Below are 26,983 nucleotides of genomic sequence, written 5' to 3' on the forward strand. Positions count from 1 at the left end.
CGCGCGCCGCGAGTAGCCTGTGCGCCATCACACGTTTTGCCGCCGCGTTCGTCTAACGAACGCGACAGATCGTACCGGGGGAAGTCGTGCTCAACATCATCGCGCCTGAGGCGTCTGCCGTGATCGGCAGCTGCCGCTCATTCCAGCGGCCAGCCATCGCCTCGTCAGGGGCGTGCGGCCGTTGTCTGCGCACCCCTTCGACTGTCGCTCTTGCTGCGGCACGCACCCGATAATTCTCCCACTCACCCATCAGTTCGCAGTCGTTTACCACCCAAGGAGCTTCACCATGAGTGCCATCCCACCGCCGATCCATCCCTCGTCCAGCGCCGCACCCGGCCCGGTTCCCAATCACCTGATCTGGGCGATCGTCTCCACCGTGCTCGGCTTCTGCCTGTGCTGCCCGGCCCTGATCAGCGGCATCGTGGCGATCGTGTTCTCCAGCAAGGTCAACGGCCTGCTCAACCAGGGCGACATCGACGGCGCACGGCGCGCCTCCAACACCGCCAAGACCTGGTGCATCGTGACCAGCGTGTTGGCCGTCATTGGCCTGCTGATCAATATCGGCATGGTCGCCACCGGCGGCATGCAGGGCTACATGGACTACATGCAGCAGTTGCAGCACATGCAGTAATGGAACTGCGTCCACGCCATTGGCTTGGACTGGGGGCGGCCACCAGCGTGGCCGCCTTCGGCGTGAGCTTGCTGTATCGCTTCGATCCAAACGCGAGCAACAGCCCGTTCCCGCCCTGCGTATTCCGTGCCGTGACCGGTTGCTACTGCCCCGGTTGCGGCATGACCCGCGCGCTGTATGCGCTGGTGCACTTCGATCTGCCCGGCGCCTTCGCCATGAACCCGGCCGCCGTGCTCGGCCTGTTCACCTTGCCCGGCCTGATCGCCTGGAAAGCCGGCTGGCGCGCACGCTGGTTTGCACCGGTGGTGGCGGTGATGTCCGAACCCAAGTTCTGGTTGTGGGCGTTGCCTACGTATTGGATCGCCAGGAACTTGCCGTGGTACCCATTTACCTTGCTGGCGCCGGGTTAGCCGCGAACAGCCGCTTGCCGCGGTGCTATTCCTACGCGCGGCGACGCACCACGCATCGTGGTGTTACCGCACCCACCCGGCAATCACCAGCAACGCCAGCACCACCATCCACAGCAGCAGCACGCGCCAGACCAGACTCATCGCATCGCGCACCTCCGGCAGGCGGCGCCACACCGGCACCAGCCCCGAATCGGTGTAGTCGTGGGCTTCCTCGCGCAGCTCGGCGCTGACGCTGGCACGCGCCACCGCACCGAGAAAATGCGGCTCCAGCGACCAGCGGTTGCCATGCGCCTGCCGCCAGGCGCGGAACACCGTGTCGAAATTGCCCACCAGCGCCATCGACACCGTGATCAACTGCGCCACCGGCCATTCCAGCGCGGCCAGCAACCAGCGCGCGCCGGCCAGGTTGCGCGGCGGCTGCAGTACCGACAGCGGGCTCTCCACCGCCAATGCCGTGAGCCGATACAGCACCGCGCCGAACGGCCCCAGCAGCAAAAACCACCACAGCACCGCGAACCAGCGCCGCAGGCCGTTGACCACCACCGCTTCCACCAGCGACGGCGCATCCTCGTGCACGCTGCCGCCGGCCGCCTGCAATTGCGCGATCGCATCGCGGCGCGCGCCCGGTTCGTCGGCGTCGATCACCGCTTCCACATCGCGGTCCAGATCGCGCGGCCCCCAGGTCCAGGCCAGCACCGCCACGCCGAACAGCAAGGCCAAGAAGCCGCGCCAGACATCGTCCAGCAGCCATTGCAGCAGCAATACCACCAGCAAGGCCGGCAACAGCGCCAGCGCGACGCCATAGCGCCCCTGCCACGCACCGCGCCCGGCGGCATGGCCGTCCAGCCGGCGCAGCCACTGGCCGAACCATTCGAAACGCCGCAGCCGCGCCACCTGGGCGGGCGCCAGGTGGCCCAGCGCAAGTGCGACGACGACAGCAACCAGGGTGGTGAACATGGGTGGGCCTCCTCAGCCGAGTCTAGCCGAGCCGATGCATGCGCACCTGGTCTGCCCGCGCTGCAGCGCTCGCCCCGGCTCAGCCATGGACGCGATGCCAATGCTCGATCAGCGCCCGCGCGATGGAAATGCGCGGCGGCAGCCCGATCTCGCCTTCGCCGGCCAGTGCTGCAGTGACTTCGGCATGGCTGAACCAGCGTGCGTCTTCCAGCTCACCGGTGACCTGCGGCACTTCGCTTGCCGCAGCGCGCGCGGTGAAGCCCAGCATCAACGCGCCCGGAAACGGCCACGGTTGCGCGCCCAGATAGCGGCAGTCCCGTACCCGCACGCGGGTTTCCTCGAACACCTCGCGCGCCACGGTCTGCTCCAGCGACTCGCCGGGTTCGACGAAGCCGGCAATCACCGAGTAACGCCCCGGCGCCCAGCTTGCCTGCCGCCCCAGCAGCAAGCGCGCGCCATCGCTGACCGCCACGATGATCGCCGGGTCCACGCGTGGGTAATGCTCGGTCTGGCAGTGCGTGCAATGGGCGATGAAGCCGGCCCGGCCGAACGCGATCGCCCCGCCGCAGACGCCGCAGAAACGCGTGCGCGACTGCCAGTGCAGCATCGCGCGCGCGTAGGCGAACGCGGTGGATATGTCTGCCGGCCAGTCGGCGGCGGCCTGACGCAGGTCGATGCGCTGTGGCGCTTCCACACCCAGCACATCGGCTGGCAGGCAGAACCAGCCCACGTCATCGCGCAGCCCAAGAAAGATCGCCCCGTCCGGCCCGTCGCCAAGCGCGGCACCGTCCATCAGCAGCGGTTGGCCATCCGCGTCGGCCAGCGCAGTGCCCTTGGCATCGAGCAGCAGCACGCGGCCTTGCGACCACAGGCGCGCCAGCGCATCGGGATCGTCACGCAACAGATCGCCACGATCCAGCGGCGCATGGGTGAAGGCAAAACCGGAGGTTGAAAAAGAAGACTCTGACATCGGCGCAAGCCTGCCGATAATCGGCATTGCCCGCAAGCAGCGCACCGCGGATGCGGGCGTGGCTGGCGGCACGCGTTCAGACGTCGGCACAGCCCTGCCCTCGCCGGCACGCAGGGGCCGGCTCGCCATCGACGCCGATGATTGCAAAGGTGACTCCGCTACGCGCGCTGCATCTGGCTGCCCGGCCTGCAGCTCGGAGATGAGCAATGCGGCCATCGCATCCCGGCGGCTACTGGTCAGAAAATGGCTGCCGAGCAAACTGCCGCGTGCAGGCGAGGCCTGTGCGCTGGCGCAAGCACTGCGCTGGCGATGCCAAGCAAGGCTGGCAGACCCGACACCGGTCCGGATCTGGTCTGCGACATGATGAGACGTTCTCTCGTGGATGACTGCAGTGGGCGCGGCGACTCGCGTGAGGACGGGGCGAGATCTTTTGCGCGGCAGAAGGCAGCAGTTCGCCCGCGACTCAACTGCACCATCAGACACGAACACCCAGGCGCCAGCAAACGCACCGATTCAGACGCTGAAGCTGCTACCGCACCCACAGGTGGTCTTGGCGTTCGGATTGCGGATCACGAACTGCGCGCCGGTCAGGCTTTCGGTGTAGTCCACTTCTGCGCCCATCAGGTACTGCAGGCTCAGCGGGTCGACCAGCAGCGTCACCCCGTCGGTGGCCACGGCCAGGTCGTCCTCGGCACGGTTCTCGTCGAACTCGAAGCCGTACTGGAAGCCGGAACAGCCTCCCCCCTGGATGTACACACGCAAGGCCAGCTCGGCATTGCCTTCTTCCTGGATCAGCTCGCGCACCTTGCTGGCGGCAGCCACGGAAAAGTTCAGCGGCCGGTCGATGGACTGATAGTCCGGAGCCGGGGCGGCGGTAGGGAGCGAAACGAGCGTACTCATGGCCTCAGCATGGGGGCCAGGCGACCCCACTTCAAGCGCTGCTTGCCAAATCCGGCGCCCCGCTTTAGCCGGGGCCACGCCCTAGGCGTCGGCAGTTTCGGCCCGCAAGGCCTTGACCGGCTCGGCACAGCCGGCCTCCGGCGCCGGCAATGCGGCGGTCGCGCCAGCGGTGGCGGCATGGATCAGGCGGCCGGTGAGCTGCGCGCCGGCGCTCATCTCCACCACCTGGTAATGCACATTGCCCTGCACCCGCGCGTTGGCGGCCAGTTCGACCCGCTCGGCAGCATGCACATCGCCGGTCAGCTGACCGTTGATGATCACCACCGGCGCGCGCACCTCGCCCTCGATGCTGCCCTGCTCGGCCACCGTCAAGGTGGCGCTGGCGCCGTCTTCGGCAATCACCTTGCCCATCACGCGGCCTTCCACATACAGCCCGCCGCTGAACATCAGGTCGCCGCGGATGACCACCTGCGGCCCGATCAAGGTGTCGACCACGGTCTGCGCACCACGGTTGGATTTGTTTCCGAACATGAGCTACTCCCCCGCGCCATTCCCGGCGACTTTCCAGTCGAATGTCTGAGTGACCGGCGCCCCATCGCCGCTCAGGAGGATTTTGACACGTTGCGGAGTGAATTCCTTCGGCAGGATCACACTGCCGTCCAATTGCTGGAAATAGCGGAACGAGTACGGCTGCCCGGCCGCGTCAGGCCTCTGGTGCAGCTCGTTCCAGCTCACCGTGACCAGTTTGCCGGCACGCACGCCCTCCACCACAAAGCGCAGCTGGCCCTGGCTGATCGCACCGCGGTTGAGGTTCTGGGTCAGCACCACGCTGTAATTCCAGGTGCCGCCGGCCTCGGCGGTGAATTGCACCGAGTGCGCGTTGAGTCCCTTGCGTTGCGCGGTGGAGCCCACTAGGCGCTCGTAAAACGCCACATCCGCGCGCAGCGCGGCGATCTGCTCGTCGCGCTCGGCCAGCGAAGCCTGCACCTCGGTATTGGCGGCGCGGCTGATCTTGTCGGACATCGCCAGGTTGACCTGGCGCTGCTGCAACTGCGCGATCTGCCGACGCTGCTGGGCCTGGCTGCGCTGCGCCCGCTGCAGCGCAGCCTCGGCCTCGACCAGACGCGGCGCCGCAGTGCGGCTGGCCATCCACCACGCCCCGCCCAACGATGCCAGCCACGCCAGCGCGATCACCAGCCACAGCCAGCGGCCGCTGAAACGGCCCCCCCCGGCGTCACGTTGGACGATCTGAACGCGTGCTGCTGGTCGCATGGGCATCGGGTCCGGACGGGCCGGCGCAGTCATGGGCGGCGTAGTGTGCCAGAGCGTCGGCAACCGTCGCGCTGGCGCTGGACCGGCGGTTATCCGATAGTTCCGTATTGTTCGCAGGAAGCAACGCCATGAGCGAAGCACATCTGTTCGTGATCGGCATCCTGCTGGCTTGGCTGGCCGGCATCCGTGTCTATCTGACCGTGTTCGGTGTCGGCCTGGCCGGCCTGCTCGGCTGGATCGAGCTGCCCCCCGCCTTGCACCCGGCACAGTCGTGGTGGGTGCTGGGCACGTCCGGTGCACTGGCGGTGGCCGAATTCTTCGCCGACAAGATCCCCGGCGTGGATTCGGGCTGGGATCTGCTGCAGACCCTGGCACGCGTCCCGGCCGGCGCCTTCCTGGCCGCGGCCACGCTGTCGCCGGACGGTGACCTAAGCACGGGCGTGCTGGCCGCCGGCGCCGGTGTGGCGCTGACCAGCCATACCCTCAAAGCCGGCACCCGCGCCTTGCTCAACACCTCGCCGGAACCGGCCAGCAACTGGGTCGCCTCGTTGGCAGAAGACACCATCGCCACCGCCGCGCTGGCGCTGGCATTGGCGCACCCGTGGCTGGCACTCGGTGTTGCGGTGGGTTCCAGCGTGCTGGCCACGCTGGTGGTGTGGTGGGTGTGGCGATGGCTATGGCGGGGCATGCGCCGGCTGGTCGCACCGATGCGCTCTACCACCACGCCGGCTGCACGTCGCTCCCCGCTATCGTGAAGTTCATCGCATAATCATCGCGACTGCAGGGAGTATCGATGGCCGCCCGAGATCCGGTTCCTTTCACCCGTGACGACACTGCCACGCGTAATCGTCCATTGCGCGCCGAGACGCCGCCGGCGGACTACTGGCGCCGCTGGGCCGACGAGGCCGCGGTGACGTCCAACGATGCCGAGCCGGTGAGCGCGGCCATCATTCCGGCACCTGCGTTGGCTGTCGCCCACGCATCGATCGTTCCGCTGGCAGCGCAGGCCGTCGCAACAGGCAGCACCGCCCACTCGACTGGCGCGGCGGCGCGCGACGGCGGTGACAACGTCGCCGCCGATGCGCCGTACCGCGTGCTGATCGTCGAGGACGATCGCTCGCAGGCGCTGTTTGCGCAGAGCGTGCTGCACGGCGCCGGCATGCATGCGCAGGTGGAAATGACCGCCGCCAGCGTGCCGCAGGCGATCCAGGACTACCACCCGGATCTGATCCTGATGGACCTGCATATGCCCGAGCTGGACGGCATCCGCCTGACCACCCTGATCCGCCAGCAACCGGGCCAGCAGTTGCTGCCGATCGTGTTCTTGACCGGCGACCCGGATCCGGAACGTCAATTCGAAGTGCTCGACAGCGGCGCCGACGATTTCCTGACCAAGCCGATCCGCCCACGTCACCTGATCGCCGCGGTGTCCAACCGCATCCGTCGCGCACGCCAACAGGCGCTGCAGCAGGCCGGCGAACAGGTCAGCGTGCGCAGCAATCCGGAGACCGGCTTGCCGACGCGCGGTCATGTGATGGAACTGCTGGCCGATGCGCTGGCGCGCAAGCAGGCCGGTGGCCTGTTCTTCATCGAAATCGCCAGCGCGCTCGGCCTGCGGGAGCGCTACGGCTATGCCGCCTACGAGCGCCTGATGACCCAGGCCGGGCATCGCCTGGCCAGTGCCGGGCACCCGTATCCGCTGGCGCGCCTGAACGACAACAGCTTCCTGCTGCTGGGCGCGGACATGCCCGAATCCAGCCTGGAACAGCACGCGCTGGAAATCCGCCAGCGGCTGTCAGCCAACGCCTTCCCGGTGCGCGAAGAAGAATCGGTCCACGTGCGCTGCGCCATCGGCGTGGCACCGTTGAGCCTCGGCTTCGACGACACCGGCAGCGCGCTGGAAGCGGTCGAGCGCACCGCGCTGCAGGCCCGCCTGCGCAGCGACGGTGTGCAGGCCTATCTGGCCCCCAGCCAGGCCGAACAACAGGAGCAACTGCGCCTGGTCGAAGGCCAGCTGGAACTGGCGTATCAACCGATCGTGGCGGTGGCCGGCGGCGACACTGCGCAGTACCAGGTGCTGCTGCGGTTGCGCCAGGCCGACGGCACGCTGCTGTCGGCCGGCCAGGTGATTCCTGCCGCCGAAGCGGCCGGACGCATCGCCGATCTCGACCAGCAGGTCATGGACCACGCGCTCGGCCTGCTGCATCTGTACCAGCATGCCCATCCGCCGCTGCGCCTGTTCGTGTCGCAGTCGCCGCGCACGCTGGCGCGCGATGCCTTCGCCGACTGGTTGCTCAAGGCGCTGGTCGAACGCGGCGTGGCCGGACAATCGCTGATCGTCGACCTGCGCCTGGACGATGCCCTGATCCACGCAGTCACCGTGCAGCAGTTCTGCGCCAAATTGATGCCGGCCGGCGTGCAGTTCTGCCTGAGCCAGTTCGAGCCCGGCGACGAGGCCAATGCGCTGCTGAGCCAGTTGCCGCTGAGCTTCGTGCGCATGGCCAACCGTTTCGCCGATGCCCATGGCAACGCTGCAGTCCGCGATGAACTGCGCGGCGTGATCGATATCGCCCATCAGCGCGGCCTGTTGATCATTGGCCAACGCATCGAAGATCCGCAGGCGGCCGCGGCGATGTGGATGAGCGGCGTGGACTTCATCCAGGGCAACCTGGTGCAGACGGTGGGCAAGGAGCTGGACTTCGACTTCACAAACGCGGTGCTCTGAGTGACAGCGCAGGCAGGAGGCCTTCGCGCCTGCAGCAGTCTGGCCACGCTGACCGCGCTGGTTGCAGCGCTGGGAGCGGGCCTGCAGTGGTGGGCCATCGACGGACCGTGGCGCGCAGTGACGGCGGTCTCTGCAGCGCTGGCAGTGGTGTTCGGTCTATGCACCGCGGCTGGGGCCTACCGCAGTGCGCGCGCGCAGCACGCCCTGTCGCGACGTCTGGAGGACGCCGACGTCGCCTGTGAGCGCCTGCAGCAGGAACTGCAGCGCCACGGCGAGCTCGAGCAGGAACTGGTGCGCGCCAAGCAGGCCGCGGAGGCCGCCACGCTGGCCAAGGGTGAATTCCTGGCTACCATGAGCCACGAGATCCGCACCCCGCTCAACGGCATCATTCCGATGCTGGACCTGATCTCGCGCGGTCAGCTCAGCCTGGACCAGCGCGACATGCTGCAGACCGCCACCGGTAGCTCACTGCAGCTGCTGCGTATCGTCGACGACATCCTCGACTACTCCAAACTCGAAGCCAACAAGCTCGAACTGGAGATCACCACCTTCAATCTGCGCGAGTTGCTCGGCGGCGTCGTGCAGCTGTTGCAGCGCACCGCCGAAGGCAAGCAACTGCGCCTGGGGCTGGATATCGAGCCGTCGGTGCGCCTGCTGGTGCGCGGCGACCCGATCCGCCTGCGCCAGGTGCTGGGCAACCTGATCGGCAATGCGATCAAGTTCACCGAACGCGGCAGCGTCGACATCCAGCTGCGTCGCCTGGGCGAGACCCGCGCCCAGCATCTGCTGCGCTTCCAGGTGCGCGACACCGGCATCGGCATCGCCCCGGATCAGCAGGCGCGCCTGTTCCGCTCCTTCGCACAGGCCGACGCCTCCACCACGCGCCTGTACGGCGGCACCGGGCTGGGACTGGCGATCTGCAAACGCATCATCGATCTGATGGGCGGCCGCATCGGCGTGGAGTCCGAGCCCGGGCGCGGCGCCACGTTCTGGTTCGAGATTCCGCTGCTCAAGGTCATCGGCGACCTGCAGCACAACACCGGCGCAGATACCGCCCGGGTGCTGGTGATCAGTTCCGACATACGCCTGTCGCAACGCCTCAAGCGCCTGCTCGACAGCTGGGGCGTGTCGCACGTGCTGATGGAAACCACCCAGGAAGCGCTGGAGCGGGTGCGTCGCCACAGCGACAGCGAAGGCTTCCGCTGCGTCATCGCCGACCACGACACGCTGCGCTACAGCGCGCGCGCCGTGCATCGCGCGCTTGCCCGCCCGGACGACCTCAGCGGCTCGCACCTGATCTGGCTGTATGGCGACGAGCCGGTGCCTGCCGAGCTGCAGGACAACGCCACCCTGGTATCACGCCAGAGCCCGGATGAAACCCTGCGCTCGCTGGTGCTGCCACCCGATCCCAAGCCGGCCCACGCGGCCACGCTGGCTGCGGCGATGATTCCCGAGCCGATGGCGCCGGCGCAGGCCAATCCGCGCGAAGTGCGCATCCTGCTGGTGGAAGACAACCCGGTGAACCTGCTGGTCGCGCAGAAGCTGTTGGCCGTGCTCGGCTTCGACGCCGACACTGCCACCGATGGCGAATTCGCGCTGAGCAGCATGGAGTCCACCCGCTACGACATGGTCTTCATGGATTGCCAGATGCCGGTGCTGGACGGCTATGCCGCCACCCGCCGCTGGCGCGCGATGGAAACCGAAAGCGGCGGCCGCCCGATCCCGATCGTTGCGATGACCGCCAACGCCATGGCCGGCGATCGCGAACGCTGCCTGGCCGCCGGCATGGACGACTACCTGTCCAAACCGGTCGCCCGCGAGCAGCTCGACGCCTGCTTGCAACGCTGGCTGCCGCGCCAGCCGCTGCTGCCTGGTCCGACCACTGGCAGCCCAGCCGCAGTCGACCCCGAAAGCACCAGCAGCACCGCGCATGCGCGCGCCCTGCCGATCCTGGACAACAGCGTGCTCGATGAGCTGTACGAGGTGGCGGGCACGGACACCATCACCATCCTGCAGCTGTTCCTGGAAGATGCGCCAGGCATCATCGAACAACTGGAAACCGCTGCCGCCAACCGCGACAGCATGCAGCTGCGCGATCTGGCGCATACGCTCAAATCCTCTAGCGCCAACGTCGGCGCCCAGGCGCTGGCCAATGCCGCGCGCCGGATCGAACTGGCCGCGCGTACCGGCACCATCGAACGCCCCTCGGTGATGGTGGCGTTGGTCATCGCCGAATACGCACGCGCCCGCCTGGCACTGCTCGGCCAGGTCGCGCGCCTGCAGACCAAGACCCGCGCCGCCCGCTAGGAGCAGCTGACAAGACGTAGCGAGCGGCCGTCAGGCGGGTGCGGACGACACGCAAGCGCCGAAGCGTGCGAGTGGTACATGCCGATTCCAGCACCGAACGCGCCCGCCTGACGGCTGCGCAGCAGTTCGATCGGCGGCCCTCAATCGTCCAGCTTGGTCAACAGGTAATTCGGCTCGCCGATGCGCGCTACCAGATCCAGCTGCGTTTCCAGCCAGTCGATGTGCTCTTCTTCCGACTCCAGGATGTCCACCAGCAGCTGACGGCTCACGTAGTCGTTGACGGTCTCCGCATAGGCCACGGCCTCGCGCAGCACGGCAACCGCCTCGCGCTCCAGCGCCAGATCGCAGCGGAACATCTCGGTGGGGTTCTCGCCGATACGCAGCTTGCCCAGCGCCTGAAAATTCGGCAGTCCTTCGAGAAACAGGATGCGGTCGGACAGCTTGTCCGCATGCTTCATCTCGTCGATGGATTCCTTGTACTCATGCTCGGCCAGTTCTTTCAGGCCCCAGTTCTTCAGCATCTTGGCGTGCAGAAAGTACTGGTTGATCGCAGTGAGTTCGTTGTAGAGCACCTTGTTGAGGTACTCGATGACCTTGGTATCGCCCTTCATGCGATGTCTCCGAGACAGTGAGCCGGCCGCACTGTAACGCGTTGCCGCGGCGCATGAAGGAACGCGAATCGTGATCAGTTGCGCGACGCCTGCCCGATCCCCGACCGCCGTCATGCGGCCTGCCGCAAGAGCGGAGCGTGCCTCGATCGTTCGCCGAGCACCCGCTGCAGACTGCCGATCGCACTGCATTCGGTCCCGAACCGACTGCGTGGCCGGCAGCCACGAAGACGACCTGTCGACAGCGCTTCGGTAGCGCGAGGAAGGGAAAGCTTCAGCAGGAGCCAGCAGCCCTGGCAATCCGCCATGACAGCGCGCCGGAGGACGCTCAGGCAGCGCTGGCAAGTCCCAGCATGGGCAGCGGCAGGGCGCGGCTTGCATGGGCCTGGCTCAGCACGTCGCCCGCCATTTCCAGGCACGAGCCACAGTTCGAACCACAGCCGGTGCGCATGGTCAGCTCGGCCAGGCTGGCGCAGCCATTCTCGGCCGCTTCGCGGATCTGGTGGTCGGTGACCCCATTGCAGATGCAGACGTACACGGTATCGGTCGGGTGCTGACGATCCGGAAAGGACCGGCACTGATTGCACCGCAAACGAGAATAGGTGTCAATTCCAAACGTTAATCATTATTAATCCGCACCACACGAGCCCCGCCCCGCTTGCGTGGACGCTTGCGTGGGCTGTCGTGCCCGGCCGCACTGCTGCCCGGCAACCAGGCCTCCAGCGCACGCTCGGGCATCACCCCGACCGCCGCCGAGCCAGCGATGGTCTGTGCCAGTGGAGCCAGATGACGCAGCGCGCGCGCATAGACCCCGCGCTTGAACATCACCACATGCTCGACCGGATACCAGAAATCCACCCAGCGCCAATGATCGAACTCCGGCGTGTCGGTGTGGTCGAGCTTGAGATGGGATTCGTGGCCGGTGAACTGCAGCAGGAACCACACTTGCTTCTGGCCAATGCAGACCTGACGCTCGTTGCGCCGTACAGCCCGGCTGGGCAGGCGATAGCGCAGCCATCCGGGAGTGGCACCGAGCAATTCGACATGCTCGGGCAACAACCCGGTTTCTTCGCGCAACTCGCGGTACATGGCTTCTACGGGTGTCTCATCGGTATTCATGCCACCTTGCGGGAACTGCCAGCCGTCCCTGCGCACACGTCGTGCCCAGAACACCTGACCATCCTCTCGCATCAGCACGATGCCGACGTTTGGCCGGAAACCGTCCGGATCGATCACGATGCGGACTCCTGAAAATCTACTGTCACCGACTCTGCCACGGCGAGGGCCGGCTCACAAGCTGAAAACGAAATGCTTGACAACACGCGGGCGCTTGGTAAGAATTACCGGCTCCCTAGGCTATGTAGCTCAGCCGGTTAGAGCACAGCACTCATAATGCTGGGGTCGGTGGTTCGAGTCCACCCATAGCCACCAAGGTGTTCATGCGCGTGCAGGCATGCAATAATCTTGGCCCAATACGTTTTATTGCCCCGTCGCCAAGCGGTAAGGCACCTGACTCTGACTCAGGCATCGGTGGTTCGAATCCATCCGGGGCAGCCATACACAAAAGGTCCGATCTGACGATCGGGCCTTTTTTGTTGCCCGATCACGCCCATTGGGATTCGCGTAGCCCTCGCCACACAGCACGTCGCAGACCGCCGCTTGCAGGCTCCCGATGCACCGACCCTAAAAACGACAAAAGCCCGGCATGGCCGGGCTTTTGAAGCAGGCGCCCCGGCGAACCGGAACGCAGCAAACGCGATGGATCAGCGCTTGGAGAACTGGGTCGCGCGACGGGCCTTGTGCAGACCGACCTTCTTACGCTCGACTTCGCGGGCGTCACGGGTCATGAAGCCAGCCTTGCGCAGCTCGGACTTCAGGGTTTCGTCGTACTCGACCAGCGCACGGGCGATGCCCAGACGGATCGCACCGGCCTGACCGGTGGTGCCGCCGCCGGAGGCGGTGACCAGGATGTCGAAGCTTTCGGTGTTCTTGGTGAGTTCCAGCGGCTGACGCACGATCATGCGCGCAGTCTCACGGCCAAAGAACTCGTCCAGCGGACGGTCGTTGACGGTGATGTTGCCGGTACCCTTGCGCAGGAACACGCGAGCGGTGGAGGACTTGCGGCGGCCAGTGCCGTAGTTTTGCGTGATAGCCATGATTAGATATCCAGAACTTGCGGCTGCTGGGCGGCGTGCGGATGCTCGGCACCCGAATAGACCTTGAGCTTGCGGTACATGGTGCGGCCCAGGGGGCCCTTCGGCAGCATGCCCTTGACGGCGATTTCGATCACGCGCTCCGGATGGCGCTGCAGCGCCTGCTCCAGGCTCTCGGTCTTCAGGTTACCGATGTAGCCGGTGAAGCGGTGATACTTCTTGTCTTTCAGCTTGTTGCCCGTGACCACGATCTTTTCGGCATTGATCACCACGAGGTAATCGCCGGTATCGACGTGCGGGGTATAAACCGGCTTGTGCTTGCCGCGCAGACGGCGAGCCAGTTCGGTGGACAGACGGCCGAGCGTCTTGCCGGCGGCGTCAACGAGATACCAGTCGCGCTGGACGGTCTCGGACTTGGCGGTGAACGTAGTCATGAGAAAACTCTTGAGTGGTCGGGCGGATTGCAGCGGCAATGACCGCTGGAACTTTGCCACGCGTTGTGAAGGCGAAACAGAAGAGGCGGGATTGTACGGGACGGCACAAGGCCACGCAAGTCGCCGGCCGGCCGGCGCTCTGGCGGTTGGCAGCGGCTCGGTCCGGGGCCAGAATCGGCACATGACCCAGATCTCCTCTTTCCGACTGCATAGCCCGCTCGACCGGCTGCTGGTCGAAGCCCAGCGCGCGCTGGACACGGTATTCGGCAATCCGCCCGCCGAGCGGCCCAATCCGGCCGCCGACACTCCCGACGTCGCGCTGGAACCGGACCAACGTCGCCACGCTGCCGGGTTGATGCGGATCAACCACGTCGGCGAGGTCTGCGCACAAGGCCTGTACTTCGGCCAGGCCGCCGTCGCCCGCGACGCCCACACCCAGCACCATCTGCTGGAGGCCGCGCAGGAGGAAACCGACCATCTGGCCTGGTGCGCGGACCGCCTGCACGAGCTGGATAGCCGCCCCAGCCTGTTCAACCTGCTCTGGTACGCCGGCAGCTACGCCCTCGGCGCCCTGGCCGGGTTGCGCGGCGACGACTGGAGCCTGGGCTTCGTGGTCGAGACCGAGCGCCAGGTAGAAGCCCATCTGGACGAACACCTGGAAACCCTGCCGGAGGTCGACCAGCGCAGCCGCGCGATCCTGCGCGTGATGAAGATCGACGAGGCGCGCCACGCCGATCAGGCCGAACAGGCCGGCGCGCGCATCCTCCCGCCCCCGATACCCGGCGCCATGGCCCTGGCCTCCAGGCTGATGAAAGCGGTGGCGTACCGGCTGTAGCCGGTGGGATTGGGGATTGGGGATTGGGGATTGGGGATTGGGGATTGGGGATTGGGGATTGGCTGGCGGCTGGCGGCTGGCGGCTGGCGGCGCCTTAGCAAACCAAGCCCCACACCTCGCAACACTCAACTGGAGCAGAGCCCCCTTTGTTAAGGGGGCGCGCCAAGCGCGCGGGGATAGGATGCTACGAAGTGGGGCCCAAGATTTGCGTAGCAAATCTTGGGGTCAGGCCCACGTAGTGGGACTGACTACGAGGGGCAGGCCCACGCAATGGGACTGACCACACGCGGGCCTGACAACCACTACCCAACCAACTTCAATCCGATCACCCCGGCCACGATCAGGCCGATGCAGGCCAGACGCGACCACGACGCGCTGTCGCCGAACAGGGCGATGCCGGCGATTGTCACGCCCAGCGCACCGATCCCGGTCCAGATCGCATAACCGGTGCCTACCGGAATCGTCTTCAGCGCCTGCGTCAGAAACCACAGGCTGATACCCGCCAGACCGATCGTCAGCACGGTCGGCCACAGGCGGGTGAAGCCGTCGCTGTACTTCAGGCCCATGGCAAAGCCGATTTCGAACAGGCCGGCCAGCAGCAGATAGATCCAGGGCATCGCATCACTCCTCAACTTGAAAAACGCACAAAAAAAAAGCGGCCCAGTGTCTGCACACTGGGCCGCCGTCGGCTGTGGAACGCGAGGTCATCGCGTGGCGGGCCGTCCCGCCTTGATTCTTCGCGCGCCTGCAGGCAGGTCGCACAACAGCTCGCTCGCTGCGCTTATTCGCTCAGGTTACGCCCGTGGAACAGTTCTTCGATCTCGCGCTTGAGCAGCGTTTCGATCTTCATGCGCTCCTTGAACGAGAGGTTCTTGGCGCGCTCCTCGAACAGGTACTGGTCCAGGTCGAAGTCCTTCAGGTGCATCTTGGTGTGGAAGATGTTTTCCTGGTAGACGTTCACATCGAACATCTCGTAGCGCGACTTCACGTTCTTGGCGAGGAAGTGCTGGATCGAGTTGATCTTGTGGTCGATGTAATGCTTCTTGCCCTTCACATCGCGGGTGAAGCCACGGACGCGGTAATCCATGATCACGATGTCCGACTCCAGACTCTCGATCAGGTAGTTCAGCGCCTTCAACGGCGAGATCACACCGCAGGTGGCGACGTCGATGTCGGCGCGGAACGTGGCGATGCCTTCCTGCGGATGCGTCTCGGGATATGTATGGACAGTGATGTGGCTCTTGTCCATATGAGCGACCACGGCATCGGAGATCAGCTCCTTGCCGGCCTGCTTCTTGTCGATGACGGGCTCTTCCGAGATCAGGATCGTGACCGACGCGCCCTGCGGATCGTAGTCCTGACGTGCGATATTGAGGATGTTGGCGCCAATGATCTCGGCAACATCGGTCAGGATCTGCGTCAGACGATCGGCGTCGTACTGCTCATCGATGTATTCGATGTAGCGCTGACGCTCCTCTTCGGTACGCGCGTAACAGACGTCGTAGATGTTGAAGCTCAACGCCTTGGTGAGGTTGTTGAACCCCTGTAGCCTCAGGCGAGGCAACGGCTTGACCACGTCGGTCTGTCCTTATGGAAGGCGGGAAAGGAAACAATTATGAGCCAAAGATCCCAGCAACGAAATGCCGATGTTAAGAATGGTTTACCTTGCATGACTCATGCCGTTAAGCTTCAAGAACTACACGCGGAACTGCCATGAGCCCAGGAAACACGACGGTTGTCACTACGACGGTACGTAACGCTACCCCTTCTCTGGCGCTGGACGCGGGCACGATCGAGCGTTTTCTGGCGCACAGCCATCGCAGGCGCTATCCGACCCGGACCGATGTGTTCCGGCCAGGAGACCCGGCTGGCACCCTCTACTACGTGATCAGCGGCTCGGTGAGCATCATTGCCGAGGAAGATGACGATCGTGAGTTGGTGCTGGGCTACTTCGGTAGCGGCGAGTTCGTCGGCGAGATGGGGTTGTTCATCGAATCCGATACCCGCGAGGTGATCTTGCGCACCCGCACCCAATGCGAGCTGGCCGAGATCAGCTACGAGCGGCTGCAGCAGCTGTTCCAGACCAGTCTGTCGCCGGATGCGCCCCGCATCCTGTACGCGATTGGCGTTCAGCTGTCCAAGCGGTTGCTCGACACCACAAGGAAAGCCAGCCGCCTGGCGTTCCTGGACGTGACCGACCGCATCGTGCGCACCCTGCACGATCTGTCCAAGGAGCCGGAAGCGATGAGTCACCCGCAGGGCACCCAGCTGCGCGTGTCGCGGCAGGAATTGGCACGGCTGGTGGGCTGCTCGCGCGAAATGGCCGGGCGCGTACTCAAGAAGCTGCAGGCCGACGGCCTGCTGCATGCACGCGGCAAAACCGTCGTGCTCTACGGGACCCGCTAAGCGGTGGCGGTCGCGGCTGGTGCAGCACTGCACCAGCCGCAGGTTGAACCGCATGTCGCACGGCATGCGGGCTGATGCAGTCCGGCACGCTCGGCCACCGACTGCCGGGCATGTCGACGGCCCGGCATCCATTGCTGCCGCCAGGCATCGGAGCTAACGGGAATCACGCAGCTTGTTGCAGCCGTGCCTGGCTGGAGCTGCGCACGAAGCGCGCCGCTACCGGCGCCAAGCGCTACAGCGCCTTGCCACCGCGATCGCGACATCCCCAGTTGAGGATCGGCGTGCCCGCAGGCAACACTTGCCGGAACAGCGCTTCGCGATTGACCTTCGGATTGACCACCACCGGCGCACGCGCCGCCTTCAGCAACGGCAGATCCGCAGTGCTGTCCGAATAGGCAATGGCGATGTCGGCATAGCCGCGCTCGCGCAGCATGCGCATCTTCTCTTCGTTGTGGCAGTGCCGTCGCGCAGTGACAGCACCCAGGCGAGGGCCGACCAGGCTGCCGATCACCGGCACGTCCTGATGCGCGACAAAGCCGAGAATCGCGCGTGCCAGTTCCGGCGGCGCGCCGGTGGCCACCACCACACGGTCGCCGGCAGCGCGGTGATCGGTGAACACCTTCAAGGCGTGCGGCAACAAGCGCTGCCGGATCTGCGCTTCATGCTTGAGCACGTATGCATCGATGAAGCGGTTGAACTCGCGCGTGCGGTGCAGACCGAAGGTCGCGATCCACACATAACCGGACACGCCGCGGCGGCGGGTCGGCAGCATCGCCACCATCGGGCCGAGGATCGGTGACGCCAACAGCGCCACCAGCAGACGCAACGGGTTGCGCTTGATCAACCAGGCGAACAGATGGCTGCCGGAGTCGCCGTCATACAGCGTGTGGTCGAAATCGAAGACCACCAGCGGTGCGTCGTCGCGCGGAATGGGATACGCCTCAGTCATGCGCGAAGAATAGCTGACGCAGCGCCTCGCCGGGTTCGGGCGCGCGCATGAAGGTCTCGCCGACCAGAAACGCGTTCACACCGTGGCCGCGCATCAATTGCACATCGGCCGGAGTGACGATGCCGCTTTCGGTGACCAGGATGCGGTCGCGCGGCACGGCGGCGCGCATGTCCAGGGTGGTCTGCAGCGACACCTCGAAGGTGCGCAGGTTGCGGTTGTTGATGCCCACAAGCGGCACCGGTACCTGCACCGCGCGCTCGAGCTCGTCGATGTCGTGCACTTCCACCAGGACGTCCAGGCCCAGTTCCATGGCCAGGCCGGAGAGCTCGGCCAGCTGCGCATCGTCCAGTGCCGAGACGATCAGCAGGATGCAATCGGCGCCGAGCACGCGCGCTTCGTAGACCTGGTAGGGGTCGACGGTGAAGTCCTTGCGCAGCACCGGCAGCGTGCAGGCCTCGCGCGCCTGGCGCAGATAGGCATCGGCGCCATGGAAGAAGTCCACATCGGTCAGCACCGACAGGCAACTGGCGCCGCCGAACTCATAGCTGACCGCGATGTCGGCCGGGTGGAAGTCGGGGCGGATCACGCCCTTGGACGGGCTGGCCTTCTTTACTTCGGCGATCACTGCCGGCTCGCCGGCGGCGATGCTGGCCTGCATGGCGGCGGCAAAACCGCGCGTGAGCGGCAGGTCGGCGCTGCGCGCAATCAGCTCGGCCAGCGGCACGCGCGCACTGCGCTCGGCGATTTCTTCGGCCTTGCGGGCGAGGATGGTGTTGAGGATGTCGCTCATCGTATCGGGTCCTGGCGGGCGGGCATTATCGGTCAAGACGGCCGCAACTGACCGCCACGCGCCAGCGATCAGCATGCCAGCGGTATTGTGGGATGCCGACGCGTGCTTGCCGGCGCATGGCGGTGGACAGCGATCAGGACTGCAGGGCGGCCTGTCGGGTGAAGGCGACGTAGGCGTCCAATCTTGCACGCGCCGACCCATCGGCCAGGACCGCACGCGCACGCACGACGCCGTCGGCGATGCTGTCGGACACCCCTGCCACGTAAAGGGCCGCACCGGCATTGAGGGCGACGATGTCCAGCGCCGGGCCGGGTACATTGTCCAGCACCTGCAGCAGCATCGTGCGCGACTGCGCGGCATCGGCCACCTTGAGGTTGCGGCTGGCCGACATGGCGATGCCGAAATCCTCCGGATGCACTTCGTACTCGCGCACCTGGCCATCGCGCAGCTCGCCGACCAGGGTGCCGGCGCCCAGCGAGAGTTCGTCCATGCCATCGCGCCCCCACACCACCAGCGCGCGCTCGGCGCCGAGTTCCTGCAGCACGCGCGCCTGGATGCCGACCAGATCCGGATGGAACACGCCCATCAGGATGTTCGGCGAGCCGGCCGGGTTGGTCAGCGGGCCGAGGATGTTGAAGATGGTGCGCACGCCCATTTCGCGACGCACCGGCGCCACCACCTTCATGGCCGGGTGATGCACCGGCGCATACATGAAGCCGATACCGGTCTGCGCCAGCGCGGCGGCGACCTGCTCGGGCTGCAACTCGATCGCCGCGCCCAGCGCCTCCAGCGCATCGGCACTGCCGGACTTGGAAGACACGCTGCGGTTGCCGTGCTTGGCGACCTTGGCACCGCCGGCGGCGGCCACGAACATCGCGCAGGTGGAGATGTTGAAGGTATGCGAGCCGTCGCCGCCGGTGCCGACGATATCGACCATGTGCCGGCGATCCCCCACTTCCACGCGCCGCGAGAACTCGCGCATCACCGTGGCTGCGCCGGCGATCTCGCCGATGGTTTCCTTCTTGACCCGCAACCCGGTGAGGATGGCGGCGACCATCATGTCGGAGACCTCGCCACGCATGATCTGACGCATCAACTCGACCATTTCGTCGTGGAAGATTTCGCGGTGTTCGATGGTGCGTTGCAGGGCTTCTTGCGGGGTGATGGGCATGGACGAGGACCGTGACAAAACGTGAGAAGGATGTGCGGGAGCGAGGTTGATCGATCAATCCTGGCGATGCAGGCGCAAACGGCGGCAATGCCATGCAGCGATGCGGCGCGCGGCGCTCACTGGCCCGGACGCCGCATGCGGAAGCGCGCCTGCGCCTGCACCTCGAAATAATCGGCGGCACCGCCCGCGCGCAGAATCGTCTGCACGGCTGCGGGATCGTAGATACCGTCCTGCAGCGCCGCGTGCGCCAGATGCACGCCGACCACTTCGCCCAGGACCAGCCAGGTTTCGATGGCCTGCCCGCCTGCGCTCTGCAGCGGCAACAGCTGGCTGAGCCGGCATTCGAAACTGACCGGGCTGGCCGCCACACGCGGGGCACCGATCAGCCGCGACGGCGCCATCTGCAAGGCGGCCAATGCGAACTCGTCGACCTCCGCCGGCACCATCGCCGCACTGGCATTCATCGCCTCGGCCAATGGGCGCGTGGCCAGGTTCCAGGTGAACTCGCCGGTGGCTTCGATATTGCGCAAGCTGTCCTTGCGGCCGATGCTGGCGAAGCCGACGATCGGCGGCACGTAGTTGAACGCATTGAAGAAGCTGTAAGGCGCCAGATTGGCGACGCCCTCGGCGCTGCGCGAGCCGATCCAGCCGATCGGCCGCGGACCGACGATGGCGTTGAACGGATCGTGCGGCAGACCGTGGCCCTGGCCTGGTTCGTAGAAGTGGAAGCTGTCGCTGGCGGTGCTCATCGTGATCCGGGTGCAGGCATGAACGAAGCGAGGTGGGAAACCCGCCGCACGGCGACGCGCGGGTGACTGCGGGTACTGCGCGCGTGGGCCGCCGGTGCAGCGATGGTGCTGACGACTGCATCGAGACTGACGAAGGTTGCAGCGACACTGGCGACGTGCGCGGTGCGCATTTCGATCAACGCTGCAGGAAGTTTTTCAGCAAGGCTTGACCGTGCTGGGTCAGGATCGATTCGGGATGGAACTGCACGCCTTCGACCGGAAACTGGCGATGGCGCAGGCCCATGATCTCTTCGATCGAGCCATCCGGATTCTCGGTCCAGGCAGTGACTTCCAGCGCCTCGGGCAAGGTGGTCTTGTCCACTACCAACGAGTGGTAGCGGGTGGCCTCGTAGCTGTCCGGCAGGCCGGCGAACACGCCCTTGCCCTGGTGGCGGATCGGCGAGGTCTTGCCATGCATGATGTTGCCGGCGCGAATCACATCGCCGCCGTAGACCTGCCCGATGCTTTGATGCCCCAGACACACGCCCAGGATCGGCGTGGTCGGGCCCAGCTGCTCGATCAGCTGCAGCGAGATACCGGCCTCGTTCGGGGTGCACGGGCCAGGCGAGATCACGATGCGCTCGGGCCTGAGTGCGGCGACCTGATCGACGCTCATCGCGTCGTTGCGCACCACCGTGACCTCGGCACCCAGGGCCTGCAGGTACTGCACGAGGTTGTAGGTGAAGCTGTCGTAGTTGTCGAGCATCAGCAGCATGGCAGGGGACTCATTGCGCGATCAGGAAGACCGCATAGATGTTTTCGGTATAGGTGATGGTGCCGGTCAGCAGGCTTTCGCCGAGGCCTTGCACCTTGCCATCTGCACCAGGTGGCGGCGGCGGTGGGGGTGCCGGTGGCGAGGGCGGCGAAACCACGGAGCTGGGCGTTGGCGCTGCAGGCGCAGACCAGGTGCCGGCCTCGACGCCATAGGCAAAACTGGGCGCCACATCGGAGATGCTGTAGATCCCGCCAAGCCGCACACCATACGCCGCGGCGAGTCCCTGAGCCGATTCGCGCGACTGCGTGGCGGCTTCGCGCTTGAGGTCTGCACGCAACGCAGCGGCATCGGCGTAGGCGCTCTGCATGGACAACACCTGGACATTCTCGTTGGCGTCCAGCCCACCCAGAAAGGCACGCACGTCCTTCAGGGACGAGAAGGTACCGCGGATCTTGCGCTCCACGCGGGTTCCCTGGAATACCGACTTGCCATTTTCGTAGCGCGACTGCGGAGAGATCGATAGCGACGAGGCATAGAGCGAATCCATCAGCACGTGGTTGCGTCGCAGGCCATCCAACACCGATCGGGCGCGTTCCTCGACGAATTTGCGCGCCAGGTCAGGCTGCAGGTCGGTGTTGCTGACCTTGAGATCGATGATGAAGCGGTCCGGGTCGACAGTGCGGAATGCCTGGCCTTTCACCAGCAAATGCGGCTGCGACGGCAGGCTGTTGATCTGCGCTGTCGCGGCGGGCGGCAGCATCAACAGGCTTGCGAGAATCCAACCGGCAATTCGCTTCATTGGGTCCTTCCTTGATGGGAGACGTGGTTATGCACGTGCATCGGCGTGAGCGCGCATTGCGACGTCCGCACAGAGCCGGTCGACCGACGCGGCCGTGGTCGCCCACGAGGTCACGAAGCGGATCACATGACTGCCATCGGCGCGCACTTCCCAGCGCTCGAAGTCGTAGCAATACGCCAGTTGCGCGGCCTGCTGCGCACTGACGGCGATGAACTGCTGGTTGGTCGGCGAGTCGCTGGTGAACTGCGCGCCAGCGGCCAGCAATCCTGCGCGCAGTCGCTGCGCCATCGCGTTGGCATGCGCAGCCAGCTCGAAGAACAGGCCATCTTCGAACAAGGTGGCAAACTGCACCCCCAACAGCATGCCCTTGGCCAGCAGCGCACCGCGTTGCTTGATCAGATAGCGGAAGTCGGCCTGCAAGTCGGGATTAACGATGACCAGCGCTTCGCCGAGCAAGGCGCCATTCTTGGTGCCGCCGATATAGAACGCATCGGTCAGCGCGGCAATGGCGGGCAGATCCAGATCGTTGCCATCGGCGGTCAGCGCGGCGCCCAGGCGTGCGCCATCCAGATACAGCAGCAGGTCGCGCGCGTGGCAGAAACGCGACAGCGCATCAAGTTCGGCACGGCTGTAGATGGTGCCGCTCTCGGTGCTGTTGGAGATGTAGACCAGGCGCGGTTGCACCATGTGCTCGTTGGCGTGCACATCCAGCACTGGCTGGATCAGCGCCGGCGTCAGCTTGTCGTGCGGCGCGGGCACTGTCAGCACCTTGTGGCCGGTCGCTTCGATGGCGCCGGTTTCGTGCGTGGCGATGTGCCCTGCCTCCACCGCGATCACCGCCTGATGCGGGCGCAGGAACGCCGCGATCGCGGTCAGGTTGACCTGGGTGCCGCCGACCAGCAGATGCACATCGGCCTGCGCCTGCGCGACCGCGCTGCGGATCAACGCAACCGCACGCGCGGTGTGGCGATCGGTGCCGTAGCCGGCGTTCTGCTCGGCGCTGGCCTGCGCCAGCGCCTGCAGCAGGCGCGGATGCGCGCCCTCGCTGTAGTCGTTGCGGAAGCTGATGCGCGCAGCGCTGCCCTGCCCGACCATCACAGCCCCTTGGCCGCCTGCGCAACCGCACGGAACAGCGCGCGGCCCTTGTTCATGGTCTCCTGCCATTCCAGATCCGGGTCGGAGTCATAGACCACGCCGCCGCCGGCTTGCACGTACAGATAACCGTCCTGGATCACGGCAGTGCGGATCGCGATGGCGGTATCGGCATCGCCGTGCCAGCCGATGTAGCCGACCGCGCCGGAATAGACGTTGCGCTTGACCGGCTCCAGCTCGCGGATGATCTCCAACGCGCGGATCTTCGGCGCGCCGCTGACGGTGCCGGCCGGAAACGTCGCACGCAGCACGTCGCTGTAGTTCAGGCCGGCCTTGAGCGTGCCGGTGACCTCGCTGACGATGTGCATCACGTGGCTATAGCGTTCGATCACGAACTGCTCGCCGACCTTGACCGTGCCCGGTTCGGCAACGCGGCCGACATCGTTACGACCGAGATCGATCAGCATCACGTGCTCGGCGCGCTCTTTCGGATCGGCCAGCAGCTCGGCTTCCAGCGCCTTGTCCTGTTCGGGCGTGGCACCGCGCGGACGGGTGCCGGCGATCGGCCGCACGGTGACCACGCCATCGCGCAGGCGCGCCAGGATTTCCGGCGAGGAGCCGACCACCTGGGTGCCACCGACGTCGAGAAAATACATGTACGGCGAGGGATTGAGCGCGCGCAGGGCGCGATACACATCCACCGGACGCGCACGGAACGGCACGCGCAACCGCTGCGACGGCACCACCTGGAAGATGTCGCCGGCGCGCACGTATTCCTGCGCCTTGCGCACCACCGCGTGATATTCCTCGCGGGTGAACGAAGAGTGGAAGTCCGACTCGTCGATCGCATCGGAAATCTGCGCCTGCGGATACCCGGCACCGCCCTGACGCAGGCGGTGCGCCAGTTCGTCCAGACGCCGGTTGGCGCGCACATAGGCCTGCGGCTGGCGCGGGTCGGCGTGCACGATCAGGTACAGGCGGTCCTTGAGGTTGTCGAACACCGCCAGCTCTTCGGACAGCATCAGCAGGATGTCCGGGGTGCCCAGCTCGTCGGGTTTGTCGCCACTACCCAGGCGCGGTTCGATGTACTGGATGCACTCGAAACCGAACCAGCCGACCAGCCCGCCGGTGAAACCGGGCAGGCCGTCGAGCTGCGGCACCGAATGTTCGGCGCGCAAGGCGTCCACTTCGGCCAGCGGGTCGGCGACCTCGCGGGTTTCCAGCACGTCACCATGCTCGCTGATTTCCAGCGTCTGCCCGCGGAAGCTGTACACGCGCCGCGCCGGCAGGCCGATGATGGAATAGCGCCCGAAGCGTTCCCCACCTTCGACCGATTCGAACAGATAGGTGTAGGCGCCGTCGGCGAGCTTCAGATAGACCGACAGCGGCGTGTCCAGGTCGGACAGCACTTCGCGGACGACGGGGATACGGGTGTGACCTTCAGCGGCCTGGCGCTGGAACTGCTCTGCAGTGATCAAGACGACTTTCCTTCCGGGACTCTGTGGCGGGGCGGACGACGGCAACGGGCCACCATCGCCACCAGCGGCGAGCGGAAGAGAAGGAGCGTGGAGTCGTCAGGCGGGACACACGGCTACTGTAGCGCAACTGCCGCGCCAGGGCAGCAGGCGCAAGGCGAAAGCCGCGCAAATTGCGAAGCCGATCCGGCCAGCCTGGCTGCCGTACACCCAGCCCCCGCTCTACCGATTCCCCAATCCCGATTCCCGATTCCCCGCCCTCAAGCGCTCCGCAACGGGCACTCCAGCGGCAAATGCATCCGCAACCGCGCCGGCACGCATTCGGTACGGAAATGCAGCGAGGTTTCCGGCTCGCCATCCAGGTTCAAGGTCAGCGGCTGATGCGAGACGATTTCCAGCCACGGCAGCCGCGCGCGCACGGCCACACGTTCCAGCGCGGCTTGTTTGCCCCCGGTGACCAGTGTGCCGAGAGTGGCGGCCACCTCGCCATTGAGCGCGGGCACGATGGTGACGTCGAGCAGCCCATCATCAATCAAGGCCTCCGGACACAGCGCCTGGCCGCCGCCGGCCTGCCGTCCGTTGCCAAGGCCAAGTGCGATGAACTCGCCTTCCCAACTGAAATCCGGGCCGCTGAAGCGGGCGCTGATCGGGTCGATCCGGCCCAGGCGCGACATGCCGGTGATCAGATACGCCAGGCCGCCCAGCATCTTCTTCAGGCCCTCGTCGGTTTCGACGGTGACCTGGGTACCGAACCCGCCGCTGGCGACGTTGGCGCACCAGTGCGGGCCGTGCTCGGCGTCGATGCGCAGCAGGTCGATCGGTTCGGCGGCGCGCTCGGCGATCAGGGTCAACGCGCCGAGCGGCTCGATCGGCAGATTGGCAGCGGTGGCGAAGTCGTTGGCGGTGCCCAACGGCACCAGGCCCAGCGATGGCAGCGTGGCGGCATCGGCCGTGTGATGCGCCAGCGCGGCGGCCACTTCGCTCAAGGTGCCGTCGCCCCCGGCCGCGATCACGGTGTGCACGCCGTCGGCAACCGCTTCGCCGACATAGCGCTCGGCATCGCCGTCTTCCCAAGTGACCCGAACGTCGAGCCGTATGCCACGCGTGCGCAGCGTTCCCACCGCCTCACGCAGGTCCGGATTGTCGGTGGACTTGCCGTTGAGGATCAGACGCCAGTGGGACGCGGCCATGCACGCTGCCAATGCTGTGAGGGTGGTGGACGCAGGCTAGCAGCGGCCCGCTGCGTGCATCGTGAATACGCGACGTCGCAGGGCTGTCATCGGCATGTCATCGATGACCCGGAGAGTGGAAGGCCATAGCAGGGACGACGGGCGGAGGCAGGATCAGCCTCCAATTTTCTCGAAGGCCGCTCCAAGGGGAGCGGCCTTCTCTTTGCGTGCACGGCTGCGCGGCAGGCCGCGCTCACGCGCCAGCGGCGAAGGCGGCCAGGCGCTCGCCGTCGAGCCGGTAGACCGTCCAGCCGTCCATCGGCTGCGCACCGGCTGCCTGATAGAACGCGATGGCCGGCTGGTTCCAGTCCAATACCGACCATTCGAAACGCCCGCAGCCACGCTGCACGGCCAACCGGGCCAGATGCCGCAACAACGCCAGGCCGGCCCCCTGCCCGCGCGCCTGCGAACGCACGAACAGGTCTTCCAGATACAGGCCATTGCGGCCGAGCCAGGTCGAGTAATTGAAGAAATACACCGCAAATCCCAGCGCCTGGCCGTTTTGCTCGCAGATCAGCGCATGCGCGGTGGCGCCGTCGCCGAACAGGCTGACGCGCAAGTCCGCCAGGCTGGCCTTGACCGCATCGGGCTCGCGCTCGTACACCGCCAGTGCGGTAATCAGCTCGTGCAGCAGCGCCACATCGTCGGGCGTGGCGGCGCGGATCTGCAGCGCGGGCTCGCTCATCGCACCGCATCCACCGCCGCATGCATCTGCGCGATCACCTGCGCATAGTCGGGCGCATTGAAGATGGCCGAGCCGGCGACGAAGGTGTCGGCACCGGCGGCAGCGATCGCGCCGATGTTGTCGGCCTTGACCCCGCCATCGATCTCCAGCCGGATCGGCTTGCCCAGGGCATCGATCCTGTTGCGGATGGCACGCACTTTCTCCAGCGCCGAGGGAATGAAGGCCTGCCCGCCGAAGCCGGGATTGACCGACATCACCAGCACCAGGTCCAGCTCGGGCAGCACCCAATCCAGGATATCCACCGGGGTGGCCGGGTTGAGCACCAGGCCGGCCTGGCAGCCGTGCGACTTGATCAGCTGGATCGTGCGGTGCACATGGCGGCTGGCTTCGGGATGGAAGCTGATGATGGTGGCGCCGGCCTCGGCGAAGTCCGGCACGATGCGGTCCACCGGCTCGACCATCAGGTGCACGTCGATCGGCGCAGTGATGCCGTGCTTGCGCAGCGCCTGGCACACCATCGGGCCGATGGTGAGGTTGGGCACGTAATGGTTGTCCATCACGTCGAAGTGCACCCAGTCGGCGCCGGCCTTCAGAACGTTGTTCACTTCCTCGCCCAGACGGGCGAAATCGGCGGACAGGATGGACGGGGCAATCGCCGTCGGTTGCATGGGCAGCTCGTCAA

The 26,983-nt window shown here is 66.0% G+C and carries 30 protein-coding genes, 2 tRNA genes, 1 other RNA gene and 1 pseudogene; 9 read left to right on the forward strand and 25 right to left on the reverse strand.

Annotated elements, in window-relative coordinates:
- Positions 1-286: 286 nt before the first annotated feature.
- Together FHT08_RS11350 and FHT08_RS11355 are read left to right on the forward strand one after the other, a co-directional pair.
- A complete protein-coding gene (locus FHT08_RS11350; protein WP_006450995.1) occupies positions 287-631 on the forward strand; it encodes a CD225/dispanin family protein in 345 nt (114 codons plus the stop codon).
- Complete coding sequence (locus FHT08_RS11355; protein WP_005990725.1) at positions 631-1,041, forward strand: DUF2752 domain-containing protein; 411 nt, start codon at positions 631-633, stop codon at positions 1,039-1,041. Before FHT08_RS11350 ends, FHT08_RS11355 begins: the two co-directional genes overlap by 1 nt.
- Positions 1,042-1,104: 63 nt before the next feature.
- On the opposite strand, the gene FHT08_RS11360 is transcribed toward FHT08_RS11355, so the two are convergent.
- The 6 genes and pseudogenes from FHT08_RS11360 to FHT08_RS11380 all read right to left on the reverse strand — a co-directional run bounded on the left by FHT08_RS11360 (position 1,105) and on the right by FHT08_RS11380 (position 5,140).
- On the reverse strand, positions 1,105-1,998 hold the full coding sequence (locus FHT08_RS11360; protein ID WP_166775137.1) for a hypothetical protein: 894 nt from the start codon (positions 1,996-1,998) through the stop codon (positions 1,105-1,107).
- Between the two features lie 79 nt (positions 1,999-2,077).
- Positions 2,078-2,968 carry an NAD(+) diphosphatase gene (gene nudC, locus FHT08_RS11365; protein WP_104538876.1) on the reverse strand — a complete coding sequence of 297 codons (891 nt, stop codon included), beginning with the start codon at positions 2,966-2,968 and terminating at the stop codon, positions 2,078-2,080.
- A gap of 153 nt (positions 2,969-3,121) precedes the next feature.
- Positions 3,122-3,330, reverse strand: a pseudogene (locus FHT08_RS20010) (alpha/beta hydrolase); the annotation flags it as partial.
- A gap of 151 nt (positions 3,331-3,481) precedes the next feature.
- A complete protein-coding gene (erpA, locus tag FHT08_RS11370; protein WP_024938186.1) occupies positions 3,482-3,868 on the reverse strand; it encodes an iron-sulfur cluster insertion protein ErpA in 387 nt (128 codons plus the stop codon).
- Between the two features lie 81 nt (positions 3,869-3,949).
- Positions 3,950-4,399, reverse strand: a complete 450-nt coding sequence (locus tag FHT08_RS11375) for a polymer-forming cytoskeletal protein (protein ID WP_104538708.1) — start codon at positions 4,397-4,399, stop codon at positions 3,950-3,952.
- 3 nt (positions 4,400-4,402) lie between these two features.
- Positions 4,403-5,140 (reverse strand): DUF6776 family protein, encoded by a 738-nt coding sequence (locus FHT08_RS11380; RefSeq protein ID WP_104538709.1) that lies wholly within the window; start codon positions 5,138-5,140, stop codon positions 4,403-4,405.
- 128 nt (positions 5,141-5,268) lie between these two features.
- Between FHT08_RS11380 and FHT08_RS11385 the strand changes: the two genes are divergently transcribed.
- From FHT08_RS11385 to FHT08_RS11395, 3 genes are read left to right on the forward strand one after another with little or no spacing between them, the layout of a single operon-like run.
- Positions 5,269-5,895 (forward strand): DUF4126 domain-containing protein, encoded by a 627-nt coding sequence (locus tag FHT08_RS11385; protein WP_047126184.1) that lies wholly within the window; start codon positions 5,269-5,271, stop codon positions 5,893-5,895.
- A gap of 38 nt (positions 5,896-5,933) precedes the next feature.
- Complete coding sequence (locus FHT08_RS11390) at positions 5,934-7,865, forward strand: EAL domain-containing response regulator (RefSeq protein ID WP_166775138.1); 1,932 nt, start codon at positions 5,934-5,936, stop codon at positions 7,863-7,865.
- Positions 7,866-7,904: 39 nt separating this feature from the next.
- Complete coding sequence (locus tag FHT08_RS11395) at positions 7,905-10,172, forward strand: ATP-binding protein (RefSeq protein WP_166775465.1); 2,268 nt, start codon at positions 7,905-7,907, stop codon at positions 10,170-10,172.
- A 4-nt stretch (positions 10,173-10,176) separates the two neighbouring features.
- Here FHT08_RS11395 and FHT08_RS11400 read toward each other — a convergent pair.
- The 4 genes from FHT08_RS11400 to FHT08_RS11415 all read right to left on the reverse strand — a co-directional run bounded on the left by FHT08_RS11400 (position 10,177) and on the right by FHT08_RS11415 (position 12,016).
- Positions 10,177-10,252, reverse strand: a non-coding RNA gene (locus tag FHT08_RS11400) — sX9 sRNA.
- 60 nt (positions 10,253-10,312) lie between these two features.
- Positions 10,313-10,783, reverse strand: a complete 471-nt coding sequence (gene bfr, locus FHT08_RS11405) for a bacterioferritin (RefSeq protein WP_005990707.1) — start codon at positions 10,781-10,783, stop codon at positions 10,313-10,315.
- A 325-nt stretch (positions 10,784-11,108) separates the two neighbouring features.
- Positions 11,109-11,318, reverse strand: coding sequence for a (2Fe-2S)-binding protein (locus FHT08_RS11410; RefSeq protein WP_024938191.1), 210 nt, complete (start codon positions 11,316-11,318; stop codon positions 11,109-11,111).
- Positions 11,319-11,398: 80 nt separating this feature from the next.
- The gene (locus FHT08_RS11415) at positions 11,399-12,016 is read right to left on the reverse strand and encodes an RNA pyrophosphohydrolase (RefSeq protein WP_104538710.1); all 618 of its coding nucleotides are present in this window, start codon (positions 12,014-12,016) and stop codon (positions 11,399-11,401) included.
- A gap of 118 nt (positions 12,017-12,134) precedes the next feature.
- On the opposite strand from FHT08_RS11415, the gene FHT08_RS11420 reads away from it, so the two are divergent.
- Together FHT08_RS11420 and FHT08_RS11425 are read left to right on the forward strand one after the other, a co-directional pair.
- A tRNA-Met gene (locus FHT08_RS11420) sits at positions 12,135-12,211 on the forward strand.
- 52 nt (positions 12,212-12,263) lie between these two features.
- A tRNA-Gln gene (locus FHT08_RS11425) sits at positions 12,264-12,337 on the forward strand.
- A gap of 206 nt (positions 12,338-12,543) precedes the next feature.
- Here FHT08_RS11425 and rpsI read toward each other — a convergent pair.
- Both rpsI and rplM read right to left on the reverse strand, forming a co-directional pair.
- Entirely contained in the window at positions 12,544-12,936 is a 393-nt protein-coding gene (gene rpsI / locus FHT08_RS11430) for a 30S ribosomal protein S9 (RefSeq protein WP_016902423.1), read from the reverse strand.
- A 2-nt stretch (positions 12,937-12,938) separates the two neighbouring features.
- Entirely contained in the window at positions 12,939-13,367 is a 429-nt protein-coding gene (rplM, locus tag FHT08_RS11435) for a 50S ribosomal protein L13 (protein ID WP_003483082.1), read from the reverse strand.
- Positions 13,368-13,548: 181 nt separating this feature from the next.
- On the opposite strand from rplM, the gene coq7 reads away from it, so the two are divergent.
- Entirely contained in the window at positions 13,549-14,202 is a 654-nt protein-coding gene (coq7, locus tag FHT08_RS11440) for a 2-polyprenyl-3-methyl-6-methoxy-1,4-benzoquinone monooxygenase (RefSeq protein WP_104538711.1), read from the forward strand.
- Between the two features lie 302 nt (positions 14,203-14,504).
- On the opposite strand, the gene FHT08_RS11445 is transcribed toward coq7, so the two are convergent.
- The gene (locus FHT08_RS11445) at positions 14,505-14,819 is read right to left on the reverse strand and encodes a multidrug efflux SMR transporter (RefSeq protein ID WP_003483069.1); all 315 of its coding nucleotides are present in this window, start codon (positions 14,817-14,819) and stop codon (positions 14,505-14,507) included.
- 164 nt (positions 14,820-14,983) lie between these two features.
- On the reverse strand, positions 14,984-15,778 hold the full coding sequence (gene speD / locus FHT08_RS11450; protein ID WP_005990692.1) for an adenosylmethionine decarboxylase: 795 nt from the start codon (positions 15,776-15,778) through the stop codon (positions 14,984-14,986).
- A 137-nt stretch (positions 15,779-15,915) separates the two neighbouring features.
- Between speD and crp the strand changes: the two genes are divergently transcribed.
- A complete protein-coding gene (gene crp / locus FHT08_RS11455) occupies positions 15,916-16,608 on the forward strand; it encodes a cAMP-activated global transcriptional regulator CRP (RefSeq protein WP_024938194.1) in 693 nt (230 codons plus the stop codon).
- Positions 16,609-16,840: 232 nt separating this feature from the next.
- Here crp and FHT08_RS11460 read toward each other — a convergent pair whose 3' ends face one another.
- From FHT08_RS11460 to rpe, 11 genes are all read right to left on the reverse strand, one after another.
- Positions 16,841-17,557: a haloacid dehalogenase-like hydrolase gene (locus FHT08_RS11460; protein ID WP_047126188.1), complete on the reverse strand. Its 717-nt coding sequence runs from the start codon at positions 17,555-17,557 to the stop codon at positions 16,841-16,843.
- Complete coding sequence (trpC, locus tag FHT08_RS11465; RefSeq protein WP_047126189.1) at positions 17,550-18,347, reverse strand: indole-3-glycerol phosphate synthase TrpC; 798 nt, start codon at positions 18,345-18,347, stop codon at positions 17,550-17,552. Before trpC ends, FHT08_RS11460 begins: the two co-directional genes overlap by 8 nt.
- Positions 18,348-18,480: 133 nt before the next feature.
- The gene (gene trpD, locus FHT08_RS11470; RefSeq protein ID WP_047126190.1) at positions 18,481-19,518 is read right to left on the reverse strand and encodes an anthranilate phosphoribosyltransferase; all 1,038 of its coding nucleotides are present in this window, start codon (positions 19,516-19,518) and stop codon (positions 18,481-18,483) included.
- Positions 19,519-19,634: 116 nt separating this feature from the next.
- Positions 19,635-20,267 carry a flavin reductase family protein gene (locus tag FHT08_RS11475; RefSeq protein ID WP_166775139.1) on the reverse strand — a complete coding sequence of 211 codons (633 nt, stop codon included), beginning with the start codon at positions 20,265-20,267 and terminating at the stop codon, positions 19,635-19,637.
- A gap of 175 nt (positions 20,268-20,442) precedes the next feature.
- The gene (locus FHT08_RS11480) at positions 20,443-21,021 is read right to left on the reverse strand and encodes an aminodeoxychorismate/anthranilate synthase component II (protein ID WP_104538713.1); all 579 of its coding nucleotides are present in this window, start codon (positions 21,019-21,021) and stop codon (positions 20,443-20,445) included.
- A gap of 10 nt (positions 21,022-21,031) precedes the next feature.
- Positions 21,032-21,820, reverse strand: a complete 789-nt coding sequence (locus FHT08_RS11485) for an SIMPL domain-containing protein (protein ID WP_166775140.1) — start codon at positions 21,818-21,820, stop codon at positions 21,032-21,034.
- A gap of 27 nt (positions 21,821-21,847) precedes the next feature.
- Positions 21,848-22,915, reverse strand: a complete 1,068-nt coding sequence (locus FHT08_RS11490; RefSeq protein WP_104606286.1) for an aminotransferase class I/II-fold pyridoxal phosphate-dependent enzyme — start codon at positions 22,913-22,915, stop codon at positions 21,848-21,850.
- Positions 22,915-24,390 (reverse strand): anthranilate synthase component I, encoded by a 1,476-nt coding sequence (gene trpE / locus FHT08_RS11495; protein WP_166775141.1) that lies wholly within the window; start codon positions 24,388-24,390, stop codon positions 22,915-22,917. Before trpE ends, FHT08_RS11490 begins: the two co-directional genes overlap by 1 nt.
- Positions 24,391-24,647: 257 nt before the next feature.
- A complete protein-coding gene (gene yegS, locus FHT08_RS11500; RefSeq protein WP_047126200.1) occupies positions 24,648-25,577 on the reverse strand; it encodes a lipid kinase YegS in 930 nt (309 codons plus the stop codon).
- A gap of 232 nt (positions 25,578-25,809) precedes the next feature.
- Positions 25,810-26,301: a GNAT family N-acetyltransferase gene (locus tag FHT08_RS11505; protein ID WP_166775142.1), complete on the reverse strand. Its 492-nt coding sequence runs from the start codon at positions 26,299-26,301 to the stop codon at positions 25,810-25,812.
- Positions 26,298-26,969, reverse strand: a complete 672-nt coding sequence (gene rpe / locus FHT08_RS11510) for a ribulose-phosphate 3-epimerase (RefSeq protein ID WP_047126702.1) — start codon at positions 26,967-26,969, stop codon at positions 26,298-26,300. Before rpe ends, FHT08_RS11505 begins: the two co-directional genes overlap by 4 nt.
- Positions 26,970-26,983: the final 14 nt, after the last annotated feature.

Origin of the sequence: Xanthomonas sp. CFBP 8151, assembly GCF_011761885.1 — a bacterium.
GTDB lineage: Bacteria > Pseudomonadota > Gammaproteobacteria > Xanthomonadales > Xanthomonadaceae > Xanthomonas > Xanthomonas arboricola_B.

Bases quoted from the DNA above. Each gene is read 5' to 3' on its own strand.
- FHT08_RS11350 (WP_006450995.1), top strand. From the start codon at position 287: ATGAGTGCCATCCCACCGCCGATCCATCCCTCGTCCAGCGCCGCACCC.
- FHT08_RS11355 (WP_005990725.1), top strand. From the start codon at position 631: ATGGAACTGCGTCCACGCCATTGGCTTGGACTGGGGGCGGCCACCAGC.
- FHT08_RS11360 (WP_166775137.1), bottom strand. From the start codon at position 1,998: ATGTTCACCACCCTGGTTGCTGTCGTCGTCGCACTTGCGCTGGGCCAC.
- nudC (WP_104538876.1), bottom strand. From the start codon at position 2,968: ATGTCAGAGTCTTCTTTTTCAACCTCCGGTTTTGCCTTCACCCATGCG.
- erpA (WP_024938186.1), bottom strand. From the start codon at position 3,868: ATGAGTACGCTCGTTTCGCTCCCTACCGCCGCCCCGGCTCCGGACTAT.
- FHT08_RS11375 (WP_104538708.1), bottom strand. From the start codon at position 4,399: ATGTTCGGAAACAAATCCAACCGTGGTGCGCAGACCGTGGTCGACACC.
- FHT08_RS11380 (WP_104538709.1), bottom strand. From the start codon at position 5,140: ATGCGACCAGCAGCACGCGTTCAGATCGTCCAACGTGACGCCGGGGGG.
- FHT08_RS11385 (WP_047126184.1), top strand. From the start codon at position 5,269: ATGAGCGAAGCACATCTGTTCGTGATCGGCATCCTGCTGGCTTGGCTG.
- FHT08_RS11390 (WP_166775138.1), top strand. From the start codon at position 5,934: ATGGCCGCCCGAGATCCGGTTCCTTTCACCCGTGACGACACTGCCACG.
- bfr (WP_005990707.1), bottom strand. From the start codon at position 10,783: ATGAAGGGCGATACCAAGGTCATCGAGTACCTCAACAAGGTGCTCTAC.
- rpsI (WP_016902423.1), bottom strand. From the start codon at position 12,936: ATGGCTATCACGCAAAACTACGGCACTGGCCGCCGCAAGTCCTCCACC.
- rplM (WP_003483082.1), bottom strand. From the start codon at position 13,367: ATGACTACGTTCACCGCCAAGTCCGAGACCGTCCAGCGCGACTGGTAT.
- coq7 (WP_104538711.1), top strand. From the start codon at position 13,549: ATGACCCAGATCTCCTCTTTCCGACTGCATAGCCCGCTCGACCGGCTG.
- FHT08_RS11445 (WP_003483069.1), bottom strand. From the start codon at position 14,819: ATGCCCTGGATCTATCTGCTGCTGGCCGGCCTGTTCGAAATCGGCTTT.
- crp (WP_024938194.1), top strand. From the start codon at position 15,916: ATGAGCCCAGGAAACACGACGGTTGTCACTACGACGGTACGTAACGCT.
- FHT08_RS11460 (WP_047126188.1), bottom strand. From the start codon at position 17,557: ATGACTGAGGCGTATCCCATTCCGCGCGACGACGCACCGCTGGTGGTC.
- trpC (WP_047126189.1), bottom strand. From the start codon at position 18,347: ATGAGCGACATCCTCAACACCATCCTCGCCCGCAAGGCCGAAGAAATC.
- trpD (WP_047126190.1), bottom strand. From the start codon at position 19,518: ATGCCCATCACCCCGCAAGAAGCCCTGCAACGCACCATCGAACACCGC.
- FHT08_RS11475 (WP_166775139.1), bottom strand. From the start codon at position 20,267: ATGAGCACCGCCAGCGACAGCTTCCACTTCTACGAACCAGGCCAGGGC.
- FHT08_RS11480 (WP_104538713.1), bottom strand. From the start codon at position 21,021: ATGCTGCTGATGCTCGACAACTACGACAGCTTCACCTACAACCTCGTG.
- FHT08_RS11485 (WP_166775140.1), bottom strand. From the start codon at position 21,820: ATGAAGCGAATTGCCGGTTGGATTCTCGCAAGCCTGTTGATGCTGCCG.
- FHT08_RS11490 (WP_104606286.1), bottom strand. From the start codon at position 22,915: ATGGTCGGGCAGGGCAGCGCTGCGCGCATCAGCTTCCGCAACGACTAC.
- yegS (WP_047126200.1), bottom strand. From the start codon at position 25,577: ATGGCCGCGTCCCACTGGCGTCTGATCCTCAACGGCAAGTCCACCGAC.
- FHT08_RS11505 (WP_166775142.1), bottom strand. From the start codon at position 26,301: ATGAGCGAGCCCGCGCTGCAGATCCGCGCCGCCACGCCCGACGATGTG.
- rpe (WP_047126702.1), bottom strand. From the start codon at position 26,969: ATGCAACCGACGGCGATTGCCCCGTCCATCCTGTCCGCCGATTTCGCC.